The organism is Hyalangium minutum, from assembly GCF_000737315.1.
Lineage (GTDB): Bacteria > Myxococcota > Myxococcia > Myxococcales > Myxococcaceae > Hyalangium > Hyalangium minutum.
In genome coordinates, this window is sequence record NZ_JMCB01000033.1 from 41,221 (window position 1) to 62,712 (window position 21,492).

Here is a 21,492-nt window from a genome sequence, read left to right on the forward strand (position 1 = left end):
CTTCTACTCGGCGGGAGCCGGCTCCGCAGCAGGAGCGGGGGCCGCCTCGAAGCGCAGGATGGCGTGCAGGGGGATGAAGACCTCGCTCCCTGGCTCGCCCAGCAGCAGATCGAACCGTCCGGCCTTCTGCAGAGTCATCTTCAAGGTGACGCCGTTGCGGAGCACCAGGCGGACGGGCTGTCCCACCTGCGGCAGGAAAGGGCGCGGGTCAGAGAACGGGCGCTTGTCCGGCTGACGGGCCACGCTGGCGGGCTTCTGCGTGAGCTTCGGGTCCCGCTCCAGCGTGGGCAGCAGCTTCTCCCAGTCCGTGCGGCGCGCCAGCAGTACCACCTGGAGCTTCTCCAGGCGTCCGGTGCGCTCGAAGATGAACGCGATGGGCTCTTCGGTGGTGAGCGTGTCCAGCACGGTGCGCTCACCCAGCACCACCGCCAGCTCTTGCTTCGCGGCCACCAGCCCGGAGAGGAAGTCGGCCACCGCCGCGTTCTCCACCTCGCCGCGCGCCTGCTTGATGGCGGCCTTGCGCTGGGTGCGCTCTTTGCGCGCCATGAACTCGGCGACCGTCATTCCGCTCTGAACGACGCCAAACGCGTCTCCGAGCGACAGCCCCGGGTTCTTGCCAATCAGGTCGTACACCTGGTCGAAGCGCTTGGCCTCCTCGGCGTGCAGCTTGCGCCAGATGCGGCACTTCATCTTCCCTTCGAGCTCACCCTTGGCGATGCGGGCGGGCACGCGCTCGCGCACCGCCAGCGCCTGGACCTGCTCGGGCGTGGGGGGCGGCCGTGGCGGCCCGCGGGGAGCAAAGCGTCCAGGGCCTCCGGCACGCGGTCCAGCGCCGGGCGCTCCCGGAGGGCCTCGGGGAGGACCTCCAGGCCGGGGCGACGGCCGAGGAGAGGGCGAGGCCGCACCGGGAACGGTGGGCCGGGGCGGGGCCGAGGGCACCGGTGCGCCAGAGGCGGCGGGCCGAGGCGTGGGAGCCGGCAGTGGAGCGCTCGGGGTGGCCGGCCGGGGAGCCGGCGCAGGCACGGGAGCACTGGCTGTGGTGGGCCGGGGCATGGGCGTCGCCGCCGGCCGCGGAGTGGGAGAAGGGCTAGGGGTGGGGCTCGAGGCCGGGGTAGGCGCCACAGTGCCCGGCGTCGCCGAGGCAGGGCGCCGGATGACCTCGACTGCGGGCACTACCCGCCGTGGTTTCCGATCGTTCACGTTCTCACGCTACCTGATAGCCATGAAGGGAGGGAGCACAAGGGCTCATGGCTTGAGTGAATCCGATAAATCTACCTTCCACCCCGAAGCTTCTCGGACCAGGCGGACCTCGCGAGCCTGTCCCGAGGAGAGCACGCGCACGGTCGCTACGTCCCCCTCCTCACGCACCAACGTAATGTCCGTAACATCCGCTGGGGGGGCAGAATTCATGAAGAGCAACTCATAAGGCTCCAGGTCCGCCTTGCCGCCCGAAGTGTCCTTCAGCGCCTGGGCCCGGGCCGTCAGCGCCGTCTGCGTGCCTTGGGACAGTGCGGCATACGCCTCCTTGTACTCCCCGCGCTTCACGTGCTCATGGAAGGAGGTGTAGGCATTTTGCGGCGTGGTGAACTGGGTCTTCCCACAGCCGCCGAGGGCGAGCAGGGCCAGCACGAGCAGCGGCATCGCGGACAGACGCATGGGGCAGATCTAGGCCAAAGCCCGCCCGGCGCAAAGCGTTACGGCACTACTCTTCATGCTGTCGAACGCGGTTGCGGCCTGCTCCCTTGGCCGCATAGAGGCACTCGTCCGCCGAGCGCATGAGCTCCTCGGGGGTCTGGATGCTGGGAGAGGGGATGGAGGCCAGCCCCAGCGAGGCCGTGCAGCGCACCTCCTTCTTCGTCCCATCAGGAGCTTGATACTCCAACTGGAGGCCCTCGATGGCCTCGCGCACCCGCTCGCAGGCGCGCAGCGCGTCCGCGGGGCTCGTCTCCGGCAGCAGGGCAATGAGCTCTTCGCCGCCGTAGCGCGCCAGCATGTCCACCTCGCGCAGCCGCGCCCGCGTCACCTGGGCCACCGCGCGCAGCACCTCGTCCCCGAAGGGGTGCCCGTAGGTGTCGTTGACGCGCTTGAAGTAGTCGATGTCCAGCATCACCAGCGACAGCGGCGCGCGGTAGCGCCGGGCGCGGGCGAACTCCTCCTGAATGCGCTCCTCGAAGTAGCGCCGGTTGCTCAGGCCGGTGAGCGCATCCGTGCGGCTGAGCGCCAACAGCTCCTCGCGCTTGCGGGCCAGCTCCTTGTTGGCCCGGTCCAGCTCGCGGTTCTTCTCCACCAGTGTGTCCTGCAGGGCCTTGAGCCGCAGCATGGACTTCACCCGCGCGCCCAGCTCCAGCATGTCGAAGGGCTTCACCAGGTAGTCGTCCGCTCCCAGCTCCAGCCCCTCCACCTTGCCGGCCGCCTGCCGCGCCGTCATCAGGATGACAGGGATGAAGCCGAAGCCCCCGTCGCCCGAGTTGGCCTTGATGATGCGGCACACCTCCACCCCGCCCAGGCCCGGCATCTCCACGTCCATGAGGATGAGGTCCGGCCGGTGCTCGCGGATGGCCGACAGCGCCTGCGCGCCGTCTCTTGCCTCGCGAAAGCGGTAGCCGTGCGGCGCCAGCCCCTGGCGCACGTGCTGCACGTGGGCCGGATCGTCGTCGACGATCAGGACCGTGCGGTCTGAGTATTCGCCCGGGGCGGCCGCTCGACGGCTGCCCTCGGGGGCCTTCTTGATGGCGCTGCTCTCCGGCATCGTCTCCCCCATCCCGAAGAACCCTCCCGCCGCGCAGGCGTTCCCGGATTCTCTCCAGACAGATGGGGGCTGCCAAGTCACCCCCTTGGTGATTTTTCAACCAGGCTTGACGAGTCGGGCCCGGTAGACGGGCTCCCCACTCTGGAGGTAGCGCCGCTCACGGGTGGAGGGGACTTCCTCGGGATCGTACGGATGGAAGGCGCCCTGCCCGAGGGGATTGTGGAAGCCCGCCTCCTCGAGGATGGCCAGCATTCCGCGCGCCCTATCCTCCACGTCGGTCCGCAGGTCGAACTTGCCGCCAGGCGCCAGCTTGTTCAAAAGCAGACGGGCGAAGTCCGGCTGGATGATGGCGCGCTTGAAGTGGGCGCGCTTCCACCATGGATCCGGGAACTGGAGGTGGATGGCGGACAGGGAGCCGTCGGCGAAGATGCGGGGCACCACGGCGCGTGCGTCGGCTTCAATCACGCGCAGGTTCTTCAGGCCCATCTTGTCGCCACGGTCGAGCGTGTCGCGGGCGTACTTCTTGCGCCACTCGAAGGCCACGAAGCGCACGTGGGGGTTGCGGCGACAGTACTCCAGCGCGTGGCCTCCGGCGCCGGAACCCATCTCCAGCTCCAGGGGGCCAGAGAAACCGTACTCCGCGTCCCAATCGGGCGGGGCCTCCAGGGTGGTGAACTTCAGGCCGACCGGGTCGGGCAGCAGGCGGGGACGAGCCATGGCGTAGGGCGCGCTCTATGCCCGACAGGGACGGGCTTGAACAGGGCAAAAGCAAGGTATACCGGGGGCATGAAGGTCTTCCACTCGGTGGCGGAGGCGCGAGAGCTGGCCGGATCAGCCGTTGCGCTGGGCAACTTCGACGGAGTGCACATCGGCCATCAGGCCCTGTTTGCCGAAGCGCGCCGGCATGCGCGTGCGGTGGCGCTCACCTTCCAGCCGCACCCGGGCAAGGTGCTGCAGCCAGACCTGGCTCCCAAGCTCATCACCCTGCTGCCGCGCAAGCTGGAGCTCTTCGAGGCGTACGGCCTGGACGCCGCCGTGGTGCAGCCCTTCAACCGTGAATATGCACGCACCCCGGCGGCCGCCTTCGAGGAGTCGCTGCTGGACGTGCTGGGCGCAAAGCACCTGGTGGTGGGCACTGACTTCACCTACGGCGCGGCCCGGGCGGGCACCGTGGCCACCCTGCGCGAGGCGGCCTCGCAGCGTGGGGCCCAGGTGCACGTGGTGCTTCCCGTGACGGTGGACGGGGTGGTGTCCTCCTCCAGCAAGGTGCGCGAGTACATCCTCGAGGGCCGCGTCGCCGCGGCCCACCGGCTGCTGGGGCGGCCCTTTGACTTGGACGGCACGGTGGTGCCCGGAGCGGGGCGGGGCAGGGGCATCGGCTTCCCCACGGCCAACGTGGACACCCAGAACGAGCTGCGCCCGGCCCCCGGCGTCTACGCCATCCGCGTGCGCCTGAAGGACGAGCCCCAGGGCCCCTGGCGTCCGGGAGCGGCCAACATCGGTGTAAAGCCCACCTTTGGAGGGACGGTGGTCACCATCGAAGCCCACCTGCTGGACTTCCAGGGTGATCTCTACGGCCGGGAACTGCGAGTGCAGTTCCTGGAGCGCCTCCGCCCGGAGCAGCGTTTTGCGTCCGTGGCCGAACTCGTGGGCCAGATCAAGCGGGACGTCGAGGCTGCTCGCACGGTGATTGCCCGAGCAGACGGTTGAGGCGCTTTTACCGGTTTCCTGTGTCGGTTCAATGGTTTGGCGCTTTTGGAAGCTTTGGGCACTTACCTTGACATGGTAGGTGCCGCTTCTCTCTAATCCCCCTTTGCATGAGGGCCTCTGGGCCCGCTCAACCTGCTCCTGTCCGGCACCTGCTGCACCGGGGCAACTGCTCGTCTTTCCTTCCGTTCGAGGCTGCTGAATGTCCGGTCGACTTGGTGAACTGCTGGTCCGTGAGAACCTCATCACCGTTCAGGCCCTGCGCAAAGCGCAGGAAGAAAGCCAGAAGAGTGGGGCTCGCATTGGCACCGCTCTCATCAAGACGGGTGCCATCGAGGAGTCCAAGCTCACGGACTTCCTCTCCAAGCAGTACGGCGTCCCGGCGATCAACCTGAAGGACTTCGACATCGATCCGGAGATCATCAAGCTGGTCCCGAAGGATGTCGCCGAGAAGCACCTGGTCATCCCCGTCAACCGCGCGGGCCCGTCGCTGATCGTCGCGATGTGCGATCCGTCCAACATCTATGCGGTGGACGACCTGAAGTTCCTCACCGGCTACAACATCGAGTCGGTGGTGGCGTCGGAGATCTCCATCCGCGAGGCCATCGAGCGCTACTACGCGGAGAAGGGCCCCTCGCTGGACGCCATCGTCGGCGAGATGGCCGACGAGGACATCGAAGTCTCCCAGGCCGAGGACGAGAACATCGAGGAGATGGCCAAGGCCGCCGACGACGCGCCGGTGGTCAAGCTGGTGAACCTCATCCTCATGGACGCCATCAAGAAGGGCGCGTCCGATATCCACGTGGAGCCCTACGAGAAGGACTTCCGCGTCCGCTTCCGCATCGACGGCTCGCTCTACGAAGTCATGCGCCCGCCGATGAAGCTGCGCAACGCCATCACCAGCCGTCTGAAGATCATGGCCTCGCTGGACATCTCCGAGCGCCGTCTGCCGCAGGACGGCCGCATCAAGATCAAGATGGGTGGCGGCAAGGAGATGGACTTCCGCGTCAGCGTGTGCCCCACGCTGTTCGGCGAAAAAGTGGTTATGCGTCTGTTGGACAAGTCGAACCTCCAGCTCGACATGACGAAGCTGGGCTTCGACCCGCAGCCGCTGGCGTGGTTCAAGGAGGCCATCGAGCGTCCCTACGGCATGGTGCTCGTGACGGGTCCGACGGGTTCCGGAAAGACGACGACGCTGTACTCGGCGCTCTCTTCGCTCAACCAGATCGACACCAACATCTCCACCGCGGAAGACCCGGTCGAGTTCAACTTCGCCGGCATCAACCAGGTGCAGATGCATGAAGACATCGGCCTGAACTTCGCCGCGGCCCTGCGCTCCTTCCTGCGTCAGGACCCCGACATCATCATGATCGGTGAGATCCGTGACTTCGAGACGGGCGAAATCGCGGTGAAGGCGGCGCTCACGGGCCACATGGTGCTCTCCACGCTGCACACCAACGACGCCCCTGGCACGGTGAGCCGTCTGCTCAACATGGGCATCGAGCCGTTCCTCGTGGTGGCCTCGCTCAACCTGATTCTGGCCCAGCGTCTGTGCCGCCGCCTGTGCAAGGACTGCAAGCGCCCGGCGCAGGACGTGGACGAGAAGGCACTCATCGACGCGGGCGTGCCTCCGGAGAAGATCGGTGCCTTCACCATGTATGAGAAGGTTGGGTGCCGCGAGTGCAACGACCGTGGCTACCGCGGCCGCGTGGCCGTGTATGAAGTCATGCCCTTCTGGGACGGCCTCAAGGAGCTGGTCATCAACGGCGCCTCCACCAACGAGCTCAAGCAGGAGGCCATCCGCCTGGGCATGAGCTCACTGCGCATGTCCGCGCTGGCGAAGATGATGGACGGCGTCACCACGCTCGAAGAGGTGGTTGGCAACACCGCTCCGGATCGCTTCTAACCGTTTCTTTTTCGTTGCTCGTCTTACCCTCCGCATCTGAAGGATTTCTTCCGTGGCAAACCTGCACCAGCTCCTCAAGGCAATGGTCGAGAAGGGCGCTTCCGACCTGCACATCACCACTGGCTCGCCGCCGCAGCTCCGCGTGGACGGTGAGCTGGTGCCGCTGAAGACGGCGCCCCTCACGCCGGTGGAGACCAAGCAGCTCTGCTACTCGATCCTCACGGACGCCCAGAAGCACAAGTTCGAAGAGGACAACGAGCTGGACTTGTCCTTCGGCGTGAAGGGCCTGTCCCGCTTCCGCGCCAACGTCTACATGCAGCGTGGCGCGGTGGCCGGCGCGTTCCGGACCATTCCGTTCAAGATCCTCACCTTCGCGGAGCTGGGTCTGCCGCCGGTGGTGGCCGAGCTGGTCAAGCGCCCCCGCGGCCTCATCCTCGTGACAGGCCCGACAGGCTCGGGCAAGTCCACGACGCTGGCGTCGATGATCGACAAGATCAACACCGACCGTCATGAGCACATCATGACGATCGAGGACCCGATCGAGTACCTGCACCCGCACAAGAACTGCCTCGTCAATCAGCGCGAGGTGGGTGCGGACACGCGCAACTTCAAGACGGCGCTCAAGTACATCCTCCGCCAGGACCCGGACATCGTGCTGGTGGGCGAACTGCGAGACCTGGAGACCATCGAGGCGGCGCTCACCATCGCGGAGACGGGCCACACCTGCTACGCCACTCTGCACACCAACAGCGCGGTGCAGACCATCAACCGCGTGCTGGACGTGTTCCCGCCGTACCAGCAGCCCCAGGTGCGCGCGCAGATGTCGTTCGTGCTCGAGGGCGTGATGAGCCAGTCTCTGGTCGCCAAGGCGGGCGGCCCTGGCCGCGTGCTGGCGCTGGAGGTCATGATTCCCACGCCCGCTATCCGAAACCTCATCCGCGAGGACAAGGTCCACCAGGTCTACTCCTCGATGCAGGTCGGCCAGGCCAAGTACGGCATGCAGACCTTCAACCAGGCCCTGGCGGCGCTCCTGGCGCGGCGCCTGATCAGCCAGGAGGAGGCCTTCGGCCGGTCCAGTGATCCCGAGGAGTTGCGCAACATTCTGGCCGGTGCTGTACCTGGGATGCAGCGGCCAGGCGGCGGAGCCCCCGGCCGTTAGTTATGGGTTTTAGAGACGCGCGGTAGACTGGTTGTCCCCGCGGAGGTCCAGAGTCATGGCGGCACCTGCAATGCAGAAGACGGCATCATCGGCGAAGAAGGTCACACTGTGGCTCTGGGAGGCCAAGAGTAAGTCCGGCGAGGTCAAAAAGGGCGAGATGGAGGCCGGAGACGCCGAGGCGGTCAACGCGCGCCTCAAGTCCTTGGGCCTCAACCCGGTCAAGGTCAAGAAGAAGCCCCTGGAGATCAACATCCCGGGGCTCGCTGGCGGTGTCACGGGCAAGGACATCCTCATCTTCACCCGTCAGTTCGCGACGATGATCGACGCCGGTCTGCCCCTGGTGCAGTGCTTGGACATTCTGGGCAGCCAGATGGACAACCCGGCCTTCCGCAAGGTCATCTTCCAGATCAAGGGCAAGGTCGAGCAGGGCTCCACCTTCGCCGACGCGCTCAAGGAGCACCCGAAGGTCTTCGACGAGCTCTTCGTGCAGCTGTGCGCCGCGGGCGAGGTGGGCGGTATCCTCGACACCATTCTCAACCGTCTGGCGACCTACCGTGAAAAGGCCGAGAAGCTGAAGCGCAAGGTGAAGGGCGCGCTGACCTACCCGGTCATCGTTCTCGTGGTGGCCGTGGGCGTGACGGCGCTGCTGCTGCTCAAGGTGACGCCCGTGTTCGCGAAGATGTTCGGCGACTTCGGCCAGGCGCTGCCAGGACCCACTCAGTTCGTGGTGGACTTGTCCGAGTGGTTGCAGAAGTGGGTCATCCACCTGGTCGTCAGCATCGCCGCCTTCATTTTCGCCGCTGTCTCGTTCTACAGGAACCCCAAGGGCCGGAAGATCGCCGACAAGGTGATGCTGAAGACGCCGCTGGTCGGTGACGTGCTCCGCAAGGTGGCGGTGGCGCGCTTCACCCGGACGCTGGGCACGATGATCTCCTCGGGCGTGCCCATCCTGGACGCGCTGGACGTGACAGCGAAGACGGCCGGTAACCGCACGGTGGAAGAGGCCATCTACTTCGTCCGCGGGAAGATCGCGGAAGGTAAGAACATCGCCGGCCCACTGGCGGACACCAACGTGTTCCCCTCCATGGTGGTGCAGATGATTGGCGTGGGCGAGGCCACGGGCGCCATGGACGCGATGCTTACCAAGATCGCCGATTTCTATGACGACGAGGTGGACGCGGCGGTGGGCAGCCTCACGGCCGCCATCGAGCCTCTGATGATGGTGTTCCTCGGCGTCGTGGTCGGTGGCTTCCTCATCTCGATGTATCTGCCGATCTTCTCGATCGCCGGTGCCGTCAAGTAGCTCTCAGGTGCTCGCTCTTCACCCGGGCGAGGCCGAACTGCGGGTCCGGTTGACGTGGCTGTCGATCTTCCGGACCATCGCGACCAGCCTGTTGCTGGCGGTGTTCGCGCTGCGGCTGCTCGCGTCCTCCGGGACGCGAGACTTGTCGCGCGAGGACTCGCTGGTCTTCCTGGGGATCGGCCTCGTCTACGTCCTCACGCTCATCTACGGCCTGTGGCTCCGCAAGGGGCGCGTGGGCCGCACCGCCGCCGTGGTGCAGGTGGCGGGAGACATCCTCATCGCCTCGGGCCTCGTGTCCGTGACGGGTGGGGGAGACTCTCCCGTCTCCTTCACCTACTCGCTGGCGGTCATCGCGGCGTCCATCCTCCTGTCGCAGCGCGGCGCCTTCGTGACGGCGGCGGCCTGCTCGGGGGCGTATGGGGCCATTGTCGGCCAGCACCTGCTGGAGCTGGGCAACCACGCTCCCACGGCGATGGTGGTGCGCCTGGGCTTCACGTTCGCCAGCAATGTGCTGGCGTACTTCCTCATCGCCGCGCTGGCGGGCTACCTCAGCCGGCAGCTGCTGGCGACGGGCGGGCGGCTCTCGGCCAGCCAGGCGGACCTGAAGCGGCTGGCCACGCTCCACGAGCAGATTTTGGACAGCACGCCCTCCGGGCTCCTCACGTGCGAGGCGGATGGGAGCATCACCTTCATCAACCGCGCGGCGCTCAGCATCCTGGGCATGGAGGGTACGGCCGTGCAGTCCCGGCTGGTGCAGGAGTTGCTGCCCGGGCTGCCGGAGATGGAGCGGGTGCCTCGTTCCGAGCTGAAGGTGGACACGCCTCGGGGGCATCGCATCTTAGGGCTCACGCTGGCGCCGCTGGAGGGCACCGGCCGCGCCGCGCGCCTCATCGTCTTCCAGGACCTGACGGCGCTGCGGCGCGCCGAGGATGAGCTGCGGCGGGCGGACCGGCTCGCGGCGCTGGGGACCCTGGCGGCGCAGTTGGCGCACGAGATTCGCAACCCCCTGGCGGCCATGCGGGGCTCGGCGCAGATGCTGGCGCAGGATGGGGCGGGAGATCCGGGCTCGCAGCGGCTGACGAACATCCTGCTGCGCGAGTCGGATCGGCTGTCCCGGCTGGTGGAGGAGTTCCTGCGTTTTGCTCGCCCGCCCAAGCCGCAGCTGCGGCCGGTGGGGCTGGAGCTGCTGGTGCGGCAGCTGATGGAGATGTTGCAGGTGGATCCCCTGAGCCGCGGGGTGGAGCTGGATCTGGACCTGCAGCCGGTGGCGGCGGCGGTGGACCCGGATCAGGTCCGCCAGGTGCTGCTCAACCTGCTGCGCAACGCCTTCGAGGCGGTGGACTCGAAGGGGAAGGTGCGGCTGTCCCTGTCGGCCGAGGGGAACATGGCGCGGCTGAGCGTGTGGGACTCGGCCGGCTCCATCCCGGAGTCGAACCTGGGGCGAATCTTCGAGCCTTTTTTCACCACGCGAAGTGGAGGCACGGGGCTGGGGCTGGCTACGGCATACTCTATCGTGCGGGCGCACGAGGGACGGATGCAGGTGACCTCCTCGCCCGAGGCGGGGACGGAGTTCGTGGTGGAGCTGCCGCTGGCGGTAGCCTCCGAGGAGGTGCAGGGTGCACGTGCTAGTGGTGGATGACGAGCTGTCGATGCGCGAGTACCTCGAGATGCTGCTGTCTCGAGGGGGCTACCGCGTGAGTGTCGCTGGGAGCGAGAAGGCCGCTGTCGATGCGTTGAGCGCGGGCGGGGTGGACGTCGTCATCTCGGACATGAAGCTGGGCGGGGGCAGCGGGTTGAACGTGCTGAAGGCGGCGCGCTCCCAGTCGGCGCCGCCCGAGGTCATCCTCATCACCGCGTTTGGGACGCCAGCCGCGGCCGTGGAAGCGATGCGGGCGGGGGCGTACGATTACATCTGCAAGCCCTTCGACAACGAAGAGCTGAAGCTGCTGGTGCAGAAGGCGCTGGAGAAGCGCGGGCTGCGCGAGGAGAACCGGCACCTGCGCCGTTCGCTGAGCGGCATGCGCGGGCTGTGGGTGGGCGAGAGCCCGGCGATGCAGGAGGTCTGGGGGCTGGTGGAGAAGGTGGCGCCCAGCCGCACCACGGTGCTCATTACCGGCGAGAGCGGCACGGGCAAGGAACTGGTGGCCCGCGCGCTCCACCTGCGGAGCACCCGGGCGGGGGCGCCGTTCCTGCCGGTGAACTGCGCGGCGATCAACGAGGGCGTGCTGGAGAGCGAGCTGTTTGGCCACATAAAGGGTGCGTTCACGGGAGCGCAGACGGATCGCTCGGGCATCCTGGTGTCTGCGGGAGAGGGGACGGTATTCCTGGACGAAATCGGCGAGGTGCCGATGTCCACGCAGGTGAAGCTGCTGCGCGTGCTCCAGGAGCGGCGGGTGAAGCCGGTGGGCAGCTCCACGGAGGTGCCGTTCAACGCGCGCGTGGTGGCGGCCACCAACAAGCGGCTGGAGGTGGAGGTGAAGGCGGGCCGCTTCCGCGAGGACTTGCTCTACCGGCTCAACGTCATCACGGTGGATCTGCCGCCGCTGCGCGACCGCACGGGGGACATTCCGCTGCTGGCGCGCCACTTCCTGATGCAGATGCGCGAGGAACTGGGCAAGCCGAACCTGGACTTCTCCCGGGAGGCGATCGAGGTGCTCGAGCGCTACTCGTTCCCGGGCAACGTGCGGCAGCTGCAGAACATCGTGGAGCGCGCGGCGACGCTGGCGGATGTGGACGTGCTGGGGCCGGACACGCTGCCCTCCGCGCTGCGCGGTGAGCGGGAGTCGGAGCAGCAGGCAGCGGGTACGGTGGAACTGCCGACAGGTTTCTCGCTGGAGCGGTACCTCGACGATGCCGAGCGGCGGTATCTGCTGGCGGCGCTGCAGCGAGCCGGAGGCGTGAAGACGCGCGCGGCGGATCTGCTGGGGCTGAGCTTCCGCTCCTTCCGGTACCGGGCGGCCAAGCACGGCCTGGGGGACCGCGAGGACGGCGGCGACACCGGGCAGGCGTAGGGACGGTATCGCCTACGGGGCGAGCACCTTGCGCAGCCAGGCCTCCAGGGTGATGAGGAGCCAGATCTTCACCCCATGGCGCGGGCGCAGGCCGCCCAGCTTGCCGGAGAGCAGCCGCTCCAGCCACGCGCGGTCGAACAGCTCCCACCGTGGGAGCCCGTCCAGCAGCCGTTGGCGTGCCTGCGGCAGCAGCGGGCCCTGGAACCAGCCCTCGACGGGCACGAGCATGCCGCTCTTGGGCCGCTCGATGATGTCGCGCGGCAGGAGGTCCTCCACGGCGCGCTTGAGCAGGTACTTCTCCACCGAACCCTTGAGCTTGATCTGCGGTGGCGCGCGAAAGGCCACCTCCGCCACGCGCTCGTCGAACAACGGTGCCCGAGGGAGCATGCCGAACGGGGCGCTGACCTCGTCCACCTTGTGCAGAATGTGGTGGGCGCCCTTGAGGATCAGGTTGAGCGCCATCAGCTTGCCTACGAAGGTCTTCCAGCGGGGATCGGTGAAGAGGGGGACCAGCGAGGCCTCGATGGGCTGGGCCGCGAGCGCCTCCTTCATCTTCCGCGAGAGCGCCAGGTCGAAGTCATCGAAGCACTTGAGGTGGGCTCGCAGGTAGCTCCGCTCTCGCGCGAGCGACGCGTCTTCGGCTCCCGCGACGTCTCCGTACAACTCCGCCAGCAGCATCGGCAGGTTCTTCGGCCCTCCGAAGCAGGGATCGCCGCCCTCGCCGTTGAGCACCACGCCCACCTCCGCGCTCGCCTCGCGGAAGAGCAGTGCGTTGGGCACGGTCAACGGGTCTCCAATGGGATCCGAGTGCAGCGCGATCGTCTCGTCCAGGTGGTGGACGATGACCTGAGGAGACAGCTCCACGATGCGGTGGGTGGTGCGGCAATGGTCGGCAACGAGGGTGCTGAATGGCAGCTCGTTTCGGTACTCGGGGCCGAACGAGACCGACCAGGTGATGACCTCCTGGTCATGCAGCCGCTTCGCCAGCGCGACCACGAGACTGGAGTCCAGCCCTCCCGAGAGGAATGCGCCCACCTTCTCGCCCGAGGGCAGCCTGCGATGGACGGCTCCCTCCAACTCCACCCGCAGCTGCTGGCGCAGGGCCTCCTCGCTTTCCGGAGGAAGGGGAGCGCTCGCGTCCACCTCTTCCGGCACGGACCAGAATGACTCGCGGCGGGGAGCGCCTCCTCCAAGCGGCAGGTGCACTACCTCGCCCGGCAAGACCTCCAGGACGCCTTCCACGAGGGTCTCTTCGCCGGGGAGATACGCATAGCTGAGGTACGTCGCGACGCCGCGCAGATGGAGCCGACGTGGGACGAGGCCACTGGCCAGCAGCGCATGGATCGTCGAGGCGAAGATCCATCCCTGGGGCACCTTCGAGTAGTAGAGCGTCCGCTCGCCGATGGCGTCCCGCGAGAGCCGGAGCTCGCCGTCGGACACCCACGCGAGCGCAAACGCCCCGTTCACCTCGGACAGGCGGCCTGCCGCCACGAGAGCCCTCCACTGAGAGAGTTCCTCGAGGCGCTTGCCGTCCAGCCAGCACGCGTCCCAGTCCGCGACGAGCGCTGAGCCCTGCGCCGGGGAGAGCACCTGGGCTCCAGGCCCCAGGGAGCGCACCATGGCCTCCGAGGCGCTTCGGGCTTGCTCGGGAGACACGGCGGTGGAGACGAGGCCACCCACGCGCCCGGTAGGGCGGCGGCGGGTCACTCCCGTTCCGAACGGTGGTCCCGGCTTGGGCTTGAGCAACAGCGGTTCTGGCATGACTACCCGAAGCTATCCGCGCCACCGTCCGAGACGTCGGCATCCGAGGAGAAGGAGTCGGTATCCACCTCCCAGGTGGAATCTCCGCCTCCGCCTCCGCCATCCCCGCCACCGCTGCTGCTCTGGTCAGCGGCCTGCTTCTTCTGCCGTGCCAACTCCTGGCCGTCTTGTCGGCCCGCCATGGCGGCTGCGGGCAATAGCACGGCGGCTCCCGCGGCGACTCCCGCGGCGCTCCCGGCAACACGGCCCGTCGCGCCGCGGCCTCCAAGCAAGGGCGTGGCAGCCCGGGCAGCCTGCTGGCTCTGGCTCATGGCGCGGAACAGCCGCTTCACGATCTGCTCGGGACGGATGACCGCCAGCTCCAGCCTGTGCTGGGACAGCCACTTGGCTTCATCGGGAGAGATGCCACCGCCCGAAGGGACCTCCTGTGCACTCTTCTCGAACAGCTTGTGGAACGGCGAGGCGTGAACAGGCCTCAGCCCCACGTCGACGATCCGGATCCCCAGGCCCTTGAACCACGCGGGATCGTTCGCGAGCCGGTGGGCCATTCGGCACCCCTCGGGGGTGATGTCATGGAGCGTGTACACCTCGAGCCGCGGGTTGCGCCGGAGCATTCGCCGCACGGTCTCGAAGGCCTGCTGCGGGTAGCCACCCATCGACAGCACCGCGCAGTTGTTCTCGAAGTGGAAGTTGTTGGCCAACAGCAGGTCCACCGTGCGCGCGCGATCACAGATGACGGCCCGATCGAACGAATAGTCACCGATGTCCGGATCCGGCGCCCGGGCGGGCTTGTCGTCCTGGGGCTTGCGCGCAATCACGCCCTTGGGCTTGCCGTGGACCGAACCCCAGAGATCCCACATCCGCTCGAAGTCGCCCCGGGGGAGCACCTTCGTCCCCATATTCGCGGCAATCATGTACAGCAGCAGGAGGAGGGCTGGGATGTAGACGATGAGGACGGCGGGCGCCGCCCGGCCCACCACGAAGCCCATGAAGAAGCCGATGAACAAGAGCATCACGAGGAGCGCCACCTTGGCGTTCGCGATCCTCGGCTTGCGGCAGAGCTCGTAATAGAGGTGCTCCACCCCCCACTTCACCTGGCCCCCCGCCGACACCTTGTCGATGGCCTTCTGGAAGGCCATGTCAGTGAAGGGATCATTCTCGCGAGGCTCGAAGGCGAACCGGCCTCCGCAGTTGGGACACGTATGGGTGTCCTTGCGCTCGGGGTACTTCGAGTCGTGCTGGCAGCGGATGCAGATCACGCCGCACCTCCCGGCCGGCGGCCCCGGCCATCCACGAACACCCTCATCCACGCCTCCAGCATCGCGAGCGCCCACAGCTTCTCGCCGATGCGCCGACGCCGCGTCTCATCCGCTTGGTCCTGTCCCTTGCGCAGCCGCGCGATGTAGTCCTCGCGGAACATGCCGCGCTTGCGCACCGCCGTGGCTCCGAGCAGCTCCTCCATGAGTGGCGCGAGCGGCCCGAGCACCCAGTCCGTGGCGGGCACGCTCATGCCGAACTTCCGCCGCCAGACGATGTCGTCCGGGAGCTTGTCCTGCAGCGCCAGCTTGAGGACGTACTTCTCGCAGGCCCCGTGGAGCTTGAGCCGAGGGGGCAGGGCGAACGAGGCCATGGCCAGCTCGCGGTCGAACAGCGGCACCCGCATGTCGAGCGCCCAGGCGTTGGCGATCCGCTCGGCGCGCGGGAGGATGTTCTGCGAGCCCTTGAGCGCGATGTCCGCCAGGCGCACTCGGTTCAGGAAGTGGGGAATCTCCGGGCTGCCCAGGTAGGGCCGCAGCAGTGCGCGCCGCTGGCCGGGCCCGCCGATCTGGGCACGGAACTCGGGGGTGTAGAGCGCGTCCTCCAGCCCGTAGAAGCGGTGGTACGAACGCAGGTAGATCTCCTCGGGCTCCTCGGGTGAGTCCTCGTACAGGCCACCGTAGACCTCGGCGGCCACCATGGGCTTCGAGGTCCACCCGCCGAAGAGCTGGTCGCCGCCCTCGCCATTGAAGACAGCCGAGAAGCCGGCCTGCCGCGCCGCCCGGCCCAGCAAGAACTGCGGCCCCGTCACTGCATCGCCGAACGGCAGGTCCAGCTTCCAGACGAGATCCATCAGCGCCGCGCCTACGTCCTCGCCCGAGGACTTCACCCAGGTGAGCGGCAGCTCCAGCATCTTGGCAACCTGCTCTGCTTGCTCGCGCTCCACGCTGCGCTCGCCGAAGTCGAGGCTGAAGGCCTGGACCTTGACGCCTGCCTCCTTGAGCCAGACCGCCACGCCCGAGGAGTCGATGCCGCCCGAGAGATAGAGGGCCACCTCGGGCTCACCGTTGAGCCGCTTCTGCACGGCCTTCTTGCAGAGCGCCCGCACCCGCCGTACCGCGGTGGCCTGATCCTCGAGCGCGGGATCGATCTGCTCGCGCAGGGTGAAGTAGGGCGTGACGGAGAGCTGGCCACCCTCGAAGACGCCGACGTGGCCGGGCAGCAGGCGCTTCACGCCGCGCAAGGGCACATCCGCGCCGGGAACGAAGGAGAAGGTGAGGTACTTGTGGAGCGCGGAGGGCTCCAGCACGGCCTCGAAGCCCGGGATGGCGAGGAGCTGCTTCAGCTCGCTCGCGAAGTAGAGCACGCCGCCTTGCACTGCGTAGTAGAGCGAGCGGACGCCAAAAGGGTCGCGTGCCAGCGTCAGCCGCCGACGCTCTCCGTCCCACCACGCGCAGGCGAAGGCTCCATCCAGGTCATCGAGCGCGGAGCCGCCGCCGGAGAGCCGCTTCAGGAGGGTCTCGGCGGGCGAATCCGAGGGTGGGGTCAGCGTCCCAGCGCAAGCGACGAGGTGGGCCCCCTGTCGGAGGATCGAGGCGGACTTCCCTGGGCGGCCGCCCCACCACCGGTAGCCGAGTCCCACGCCGGGCGCGTGCGCGGTATCGGTCCGGTCGCCGCGGTAGTCGATCGCCCCGAGCATCGCCGTGAGGAGCTCGGGGGAGGCATCGCCGACATAGCCACAGATTCCGCTCATGCGTCCCCCTCGGTAGGGCCTGTTGCGGGGGACGGACAGTATCACCCAGGGCGCTTCTTGTGCGTCCGGGCATGCCGTCCAGGTGCCTTCCCCGGCTCGTGCTGCGGCACTCCGTGGTCCTTCTGCTGCGGGCCAGGGTCGCGCTGAGAGGACATCAGCCGCTCCCACTCGGCTTGGAAGACGGGGTCCTCCCGAGGCACGGGGACCCGAGGGATCTTCGCGCGCATGATGTGCTCGATGCGCGCGAGCACCGGGTCATCCTTGTGGGTGGCGAACGTGGAGGCGATGCCACTCGCCGAGGCCCGGGCCGTACGTCCGATGCGGTGCACGTAGTCCTCGGGAGCGTGGGGCAGGTCGTAGTTGATGACGTGCCCTACGTCCTCCACGTCCAGTCCCCGGGCGGCAATGTCGGTGGCCACGAGGCAGCGGTAGGTCCCCTTCCGGAACCCTTCCATCGCCTGCTTGCGCTGGTTCTGGGTGCGGTCCGCATGCAGCACCGCGCTCCGGTACCCCGCCCGCTGCAGGTGCGTGAGCACCTTGTCCGCGCGCTCCTTGGTCCGGGTGAAGACGAGCGCCGTGGCCTCGTCGCGCGCGAGCAGCGCGAGCAGCAGGGGCGTCTTCTCCTCGGGCTTGACGCGGTACAGGCGCTGCTCGGCGCGCTCGGCGGGGGTGCCGCTGCGAGTCACCTCCACGCGGACGGGCGAGCGCAGTTGCTCCCGGGCGAAGCGCGTCACATCCGGGCCCAGCGTGGCGGAGAACAGGAGCGTCTGCCGGCGCGAGGGGAGTGCAGCGAGGATGCGCTCGATTTGCGGCAGGAAGCCCATGTCGAGCATCCGGTCCGCTTCATCGAGCACCAGGCCCTCCAGCTTCGGGAACGCGGCGACTCCAGCCTCGAGGAGGTCCACCAGCCGCCCCGGCGTGGCCAGGACGAACGAGGGCCGCTGTTTCAGCGCCTCCACCTGGGCGGCCATGTCCTCGCCGCCAATCACCACGGCGTGCGTGAGGCCCCGAGGCTCGGCGAAGAAGCGCACGGGCTCGGCAATCTGCAGCACCAGCTCGCGAGTAGGGGCCAGCACCAACCCCAAGATGCCCTTGCGCCCGGCGAAGCGCTCCACGAGGGGCAGCACATAGGCAGCCGTCTTCCCGGTGCCGGTCGCGGCGCAGCCGATGACGTCCTTGCCGGCCAGGGCGGGCGGAATGGCCCGGCTCTGGATGGGCGTGGGCTGCGCGAAGCGCGCTCGGCGCAAGGCGTCCAAGGCCTCTGGTGAGAGGCCCAACTGGACAAAGGCGTCACTCACAAGGCCGCCAATCCCGTCCGCCTACTTGAAGTCACGGCGCGAGAAGATGAAGGCCGCCAGGGTGATCAGCACCGCCGAGTACCCTACGGCGTAGAGCATGGACGGCAGCAGCTCCGATACCGGGGTGGGAATCTCGTAGGTGGCCTGCACGCGGTAGTTGAGCCGCGAGAGGTTGGGCAGCACGTAGTACACCGCCTTGCCCAGCCACCGCAGGAAGGGCTCCTCCGCCTTCTTCGACATCTCGTAGATGTCCCCGCTCAGGTGTCCGGCGAAGTACGCGCCAATCGTCACCGTGGCCGACACCATCTGGCTGGAGAAGCTCGACATCACGAAGCCGATGCTGCTGAGGATGAGCAGCTCGAAGAAGAGCATGACGATGGCCACGAACTGGGCCTCGGTGAAGAGCGTGCCGTAGAGGGCGATCTGGATGAAGAACAGCACCGCCATGGCCGCCAGCATCACCCCCAGCGTCAGCATGTTCCCCGCGAAGCGCGCGATGAGGAACTGCGCCCGCGAGATGGGCTTGGAGACGATGAGGAACAGCGTACGCCGCTCGATCTCCCGGCTCAGCATGCCGCTGGACAGGAACACGGCCAGCAGCACCAGCACGATGCTCATGATGCCGATGCCCACGTCCGTGAGCACGCGATCGAAGGTGGAGATGCTCAGGTTGGTCAGCAGCGACGAGGCCACCAGCAGGCCGAACGCGAACGCGCCGACCACGACTGTGACGCGGTTGCGCCGCGCCTCTCGGAAGCCATTGAACGTGAGCGCGAGGAACGGCCGAATCATGATGCGATCTCTCCTCCGACGGTCCCGTGACGGGCTTCGCTCATGGCCTGGAGGAACAGATCCTCTAGCGAGAAGCGGGTCGGCTGAATCTTGGTGACGCGGCCACCCGCCGCCAGCACGCTCTGGAGGAGCGGCTGCACGTGGGCGTCCTTGGCGCGAAGCAGCAGGCGGTTGTGCAGGTCCTGCATCTGCTCGATGGGATGGCCGAGGCCGCGCACCGCGTCCGCCGCCATGCCCTCCACGGTGAGCTCCACCTCGGGCACCTGCGTGGTGAGCAGCTCCTGCACGCTGCCCTCGCGGGCCAGCCGGCCGTTGACGAGCACCGCGACCCGGGTGCACAGCGCCTCGACGTCCGGAATGATGTGCGTGCAGAAGAGCACCGTGGTGCCGCGCTCGCGCTCCTGGAGGATGAGGTCGCGGATCTCCCGCCGGCCCACCGGGTCCAGGCCGCTCGTCGGCTCGTCCAGGATGAGCAGCTTGGGCCGCCCGACAATCGCCTGCGCCAGGCCGATGCGCTGCACCATGCCCTTGGAGTAGCGCCGGATCTGCAGGCCGGCCGTGCGCGACATGCCCACCGAGCCCAGGACCTCCTTCACCCGCGCGTCCAGCTCCTTGCCGCTCAGCCCGACGAGCTGCCCGGCCAGCCGGACGAACTCCTCGCCCGTGAGGTACTCATACGGAGCGGGGTTCTCCGGCAGGAAGCCCACGTTGCGGCGGGCCTCCTTGGAGTTCGGTGGGTGCCCGAAGAGGGTTGCCGTGCCGCTCGTCGCCTGGACGAGGTTCATCAGAATCTTGATGGTGGTGGACTTCCCAGCCCCGTTGGGGCCGAGCAGCCCGTAGACCTGTCCAGGTTCAATGGAGAGGTTGAGGTTCTGGAGAGCCAGCACCCGCTTGTTCATCCAGAACCCCAGTCGATACGTCTTCGACAGGTCCCGTGTCTCGATGGCCAGCGTCGTGGGAGCGCTCATGGGGAGTTCGGTGCGTTGGAGTGGCCCTGCTGTTCCTTCTGCTTTTCCGACTGCTCCATCTTCTTGCGGTAGTCGATGGGCTCCAGGCGCAGGGTGCTGGAATTGGAGGCGCTGCGCCCGTCCTCGCCGATGTAGATGACGCCGCCCATGGGGTCGGTCGGGATGGCGCTCAGGTAGCCCTTCGTCACCAGCTCGGAGAGCGGCGAGGGCAGCCGCCCCTCCTTCTGCTTGAAGGCGACGATGGCGTCGTCGATCTGCACGAGCACTTGCTCGCGCTGGATCTCCTTCACGCGCTCCTCGAAGAGCTGGCGCAGCTCTGGATCTGTCTCGTTGTCCCGGAAGGACTCGGCCAGGGCCAGCGCGGCATCGAAGCGGCGGTTGAACGCCAGCATGCGCGAGGCGATCTCGGGCACGAACTTGTCCACGGTGGGCAGCGTGGCGGCGATGCGCAGGTGCTCCGCGGCGGCCGCGTGCTCACCGAAGAAGTAGCTCAGGTTGTAGGCCAGGTAGAGGCGCAGCGAGGAATCCTGGGGGAAGTTCTTCACGCCCTTCTCGAGGATCTTCCGCGCCTCCTTCGTGTTCACCCAGTTCTCACGGCCGAGGTTCGTGGGGATGGTGTTGCCCGCGAACAGGTAGACCTTGTGGAACTTGGGATCCAGGTCCGTCACCAGGTCCGCGTAATAGAACAGGTCCAGGTAGCGGGTGGCCTCCAGGCTGCTCCCGCCGCGCCCAGCGGCTTGGATGGCCTGGAGCCAGTAGTAGTCCGCGACGAGCGATTGCTGGCCAGCGCCAATGACGCGCAGCAGCTCGATTCGAGGAAGCAGCGGGGCTTGATAGGGGCCGCGAGGCGGGTCGCGCGGCGGTTCCGAGAGGGCTGCCACCGTCCCGAGACCCGCCAGCAGAATCGCCACTGTGACGAGGGGCTTCATTGCTTGGAGGTCCGTACCCTACTGGCAGCGCCCATGGCGTGCCAATGAACATCCAACACGGCAAGGCAGCAGGGCCTTCCCTGCCTAGTCGCAGTTCACGTCGTTGTAGACGTTGAACGGCTCACCTGCGGCGATGTGAACCGCAGCGCCGCCTGTGCTGGGGCAGACAGGCTCGACCGCTCCATCGGAAGAGGCGATGAGCCAGGAGTCCGCTTTGTCCGTCCCCATCGTGTTGTCCACATCCCCAGCGGCGTAGGCGATGAAGTGCCAGACCTGATTATTGCCGGTGGAGTAGACGCCGGGCGTCACCGTCATTCCCGCGGCGTTGGCATCGGGGCCCCAGTCCGCTGTCGCGGCGAGCGTCGGGGTGAAGAGCGGCACCAGCGATGGGTATCGGAACGTGTCCGCCTCGACGCAGTCATCCTGCGGATTGCGCACGGAGTTCTGGGCCGAGCGGGACTCGGCGCTCGCGCAGGAGGCGGCCATGTGGTAGCTGTAGCGGTTGCCCCGCTCGGGAGCAAAGCCTGGCACGCGGATCTGCATGGGCATCTGCGTCAGCGTCTTCATCCCATTGTACAGGGACTTGAGGTTCGCAGAGACCTCGGCCTGCCGTGCACGCGCCTGGAAACGAACGAAGTTGGGAATGGCGATGGCTGCCAGGATGCCGATGATCGCCACCACGATCATCAATTCAATCAGGGTGAAACCACGCCTTTTCTGACTGGGCATGCGAGGGCCTCCCCACAAACAAAACAGACCGGGATGTACAAGGTCCCGGCCTGTCTTACATCAGATATGTCGAACTGAAAATCAGTCGCAGTTCACGTCGTTGTAGACGTTGAACGGCTCGCCAGCGGCGACGTTGATGTTGGTAGCGGCCGGGCACTCGGAGGCGAGCA

Annotated in this window: 18 protein-coding genes and 1 pseudogene; 6 read left to right on the forward strand and 13 right to left on the reverse strand. The window is 67.4% G+C overall.

Annotated features, from left to right (window positions below; genetic code table 11):
* Positions 1-3: 3 nt before the first annotated feature.
* From DB31_RS51095 to trmB, 4 genes are all read right to left on the reverse strand, one after another.
* Positions 4-741: a hypothetical protein gene (locus DB31_RS51095; protein WP_240487283.1), complete on the reverse strand. Its 738-nt coding sequence runs from the start codon at positions 739-741 to the stop codon at positions 4-6.
* A 504-nt stretch (positions 742-1,245) separates the two neighbouring features.
* The gene (locus tag DB31_RS43405) at positions 1,246-1,656 is read right to left on the reverse strand and encodes a lipoprotein (RefSeq protein ID WP_044199696.1); all 411 of its coding nucleotides are present in this window, start codon (positions 1,654-1,656) and stop codon (positions 1,246-1,248) included.
* A gap of 46 nt (positions 1,657-1,702) precedes the next feature.
* Positions 1,703-2,761 (reverse strand): diguanylate cyclase, encoded by a 1,059-nt coding sequence (locus DB31_RS43410; protein WP_157232492.1) that lies wholly within the window; start codon positions 2,759-2,761, stop codon positions 1,703-1,705.
* An 84-nt stretch (positions 2,762-2,845) separates the two neighbouring features.
* Positions 2,846-3,466, reverse strand: a complete 621-nt coding sequence (gene trmB / locus DB31_RS43415) for a tRNA (guanosine(46)-N7)-methyltransferase TrmB (RefSeq protein ID WP_044199707.1) — start codon at positions 3,464-3,466, stop codon at positions 2,846-2,848.
* 69 nt (positions 3,467-3,535) lie between these two features.
* Between trmB and DB31_RS43420 the strand changes: the two genes are divergently transcribed.
* The 6 genes from DB31_RS43420 to DB31_RS43445 all read left to right on the forward strand — a co-directional run bounded on the left by DB31_RS43420 (position 3,536) and on the right by DB31_RS43445 (position 11,835).
* Positions 3,536-4,459, forward strand: a complete 924-nt coding sequence (locus tag DB31_RS43420; protein ID WP_044199708.1) for a bifunctional riboflavin kinase/FAD synthetase — start codon at positions 3,536-3,538, stop codon at positions 4,457-4,459.
* A gap of 199 nt (positions 4,460-4,658) precedes the next feature.
* Positions 4,659-6,362 (forward strand): type IV-A pilus assembly ATPase PilB, encoded by a 1,704-nt coding sequence (gene pilB, locus DB31_RS43425; protein ID WP_044199710.1) that lies wholly within the window; start codon positions 4,659-4,661, stop codon positions 6,360-6,362.
* Positions 6,363-6,414: 52 nt separating this feature from the next.
* Entirely contained in the window at positions 6,415-7,521 is a 1,107-nt protein-coding gene (locus DB31_RS43430) for a type IV pilus twitching motility protein PilT (RefSeq protein ID WP_044199713.1), read from the forward strand.
* Positions 7,522-7,576: 55 nt separating this feature from the next.
* Entirely contained in the window at positions 7,577-8,824 is a 1,248-nt protein-coding gene (pilC, locus tag DB31_RS43435; RefSeq protein WP_044199715.1) for a type IV pilus assembly protein PilC, read from the forward strand.
* Positions 8,825-8,831: 7 nt separating this feature from the next.
* A complete protein-coding gene (locus DB31_RS43440) occupies positions 8,832-10,463 on the forward strand; it encodes a two-component system sensor histidine kinase NtrB (protein ID WP_240487281.1) in 1,632 nt (543 codons plus the stop codon).
* A 10-nt stretch (positions 10,464-10,473) separates the two neighbouring features.
* Positions 10,474-11,835 carry a sigma-54-dependent transcriptional regulator gene (locus DB31_RS43445; RefSeq protein WP_044199752.1) on the forward strand — a complete coding sequence of 454 codons (1,362 nt, stop codon included), beginning with the start codon at positions 10,474-10,476 and terminating at the stop codon, positions 11,833-11,835.
* 12 nt (positions 11,836-11,847) lie between these two features.
* Here DB31_RS43445 and DB31_RS43450 read toward each other — a convergent pair whose 3' ends face one another.
* From DB31_RS43450 to DB31_RS51760, 9 genes and pseudogenes are all read right to left on the reverse strand, one after another.
* Positions 11,848-13,596: an asparagine synthetase B family protein gene (locus tag DB31_RS43450; RefSeq protein ID WP_052420706.1), complete on the reverse strand. Its 1,749-nt coding sequence runs from the start codon at positions 13,594-13,596 to the stop codon at positions 11,848-11,850.
* A gap of 2 nt (positions 13,597-13,598) precedes the next feature.
* Positions 13,599-14,855, reverse strand: coding sequence for a toprim domain-containing protein (locus tag DB31_RS45850; RefSeq protein ID WP_052420707.1), 1,257 nt, complete (start codon positions 14,853-14,855; stop codon positions 13,599-13,601).
* On the reverse strand, positions 14,852-16,606 hold the full coding sequence (locus DB31_RS43460) for an asparagine synthetase B family protein (protein WP_052420708.1): 1,755 nt from the start codon (positions 16,604-16,606) through the stop codon (positions 14,852-14,854). Before DB31_RS43460 ends, DB31_RS45850 begins: the two co-directional genes overlap by 4 nt.
* A 41-nt stretch (positions 16,607-16,647) precedes the next feature.
* Positions 16,648-17,904 carry a DEAD/DEAH box helicase gene (locus DB31_RS43465; protein ID WP_044199717.1) on the reverse strand — a complete coding sequence of 419 codons (1,257 nt, stop codon included), beginning with the start codon at positions 17,902-17,904 and terminating at the stop codon, positions 16,648-16,650.
* Between the two features lie 21 nt (positions 17,905-17,925).
* On the reverse strand, positions 17,926-18,696 hold the full coding sequence (locus tag DB31_RS43470; protein ID WP_044199721.1) for an ABC transporter permease: 771 nt from the start codon (positions 18,694-18,696) through the stop codon (positions 17,926-17,928).
* Positions 18,693-19,664, reverse strand: a complete 972-nt coding sequence (locus DB31_RS43475) for an ABC transporter ATP-binding protein (protein ID WP_044199723.1) — start codon at positions 19,662-19,664, stop codon at positions 18,693-18,695. Before DB31_RS43475 ends, DB31_RS43470 begins: the two co-directional genes overlap by 4 nt.
* Entirely contained in the window at positions 19,661-20,593 is a 933-nt protein-coding gene (locus tag DB31_RS43480) for a pilus assembly protein (RefSeq protein ID WP_044199725.1), read from the reverse strand. Before DB31_RS43480 ends, DB31_RS43475 begins: the two co-directional genes overlap by 4 nt.
* Before the next feature lie 84 nt (positions 20,594-20,677).
* Positions 20,678-21,256 carry a pilin gene (locus tag DB31_RS43485; RefSeq protein WP_420806755.1) on the reverse strand — a complete coding sequence of 193 codons (579 nt, stop codon included), beginning with the start codon at positions 21,254-21,256 and terminating at the stop codon, positions 20,678-20,680.
* Positions 21,229-21,322, reverse strand: a pseudogene (locus DB31_RS51760) (prepilin-type N-terminal cleavage/methylation domain-containing protein); the annotation flags it as partial. The pseudogene DB31_RS51760 and the gene DB31_RS43485, both read right to left, overlap by 28 nt.
* Between the last annotated feature and the right edge of the window lie 170 nt (positions 21,323-21,492).

Coding starts and splice junctions, on each gene's coding strand:
- DB31_RS43405 (WP_044199696.1), bottom strand. CDS start 1,656: ATGCGTCTGTCCGCGATGCCGCTGCTCGTGCTGGCCCTGCTCGCCCTC.
- DB31_RS43410 (WP_157232492.1), bottom strand. CDS start 2,761: ATGGGGGAGACGATGCCGGAGAGCAGCGCCATCAAGAAGGCCCCCGAG.
- trmB (WP_044199707.1), bottom strand. CDS start 3,466: ATGGCTCGTCCCCGCCTGCTGCCCGACCCGGTCGGCCTGAAGTTCACC.
- DB31_RS43420 (WP_044199708.1), top strand. CDS start 3,536: ATGAAGGTCTTCCACTCGGTGGCGGAGGCGCGAGAGCTGGCCGGATCA.
- pilB (WP_044199710.1), top strand. CDS start 4,659: ATGTCCGGTCGACTTGGTGAACTGCTGGTCCGTGAGAACCTCATCACC.
- pilC (WP_044199715.1), top strand. CDS start 7,577: ATGGCGGCACCTGCAATGCAGAAGACGGCATCATCGGCGAAGAAGGTC.
- DB31_RS43445 (WP_044199752.1), top strand. CDS start 10,474: ATGCGCGAGTACCTCGAGATGCTGCTGTCTCGAGGGGGCTACCGCGTG.
- DB31_RS43450 (WP_052420706.1), bottom strand. CDS start 13,596: ATGCCAGAACCGCTGTTGCTCAAGCCCAAGCCGGGACCACCGTTCGGA.
- DB31_RS43460 (WP_052420708.1), bottom strand. CDS start 16,606: ATGAGCGGAATCTGTGGCTATGTCGGCGATGCCTCCCCCGAGCTCCTC.
- DB31_RS43470 (WP_044199721.1), bottom strand. CDS start 18,696: ATGATTCGGCCGTTCCTCGCGCTCACGTTCAATGGCTTCCGAGAGGCG.
- DB31_RS43475 (WP_044199723.1), bottom strand. CDS start 19,664: ATGAGCGCTCCCACGACGCTGGCCATCGAGACACGGGACCTGTCGAAG.
- DB31_RS43480 (WP_044199725.1), bottom strand. CDS start 20,593: ATGAAGCCCCTCGTCACAGTGGCGATTCTGCTGGCGGGTCTCGGGACG.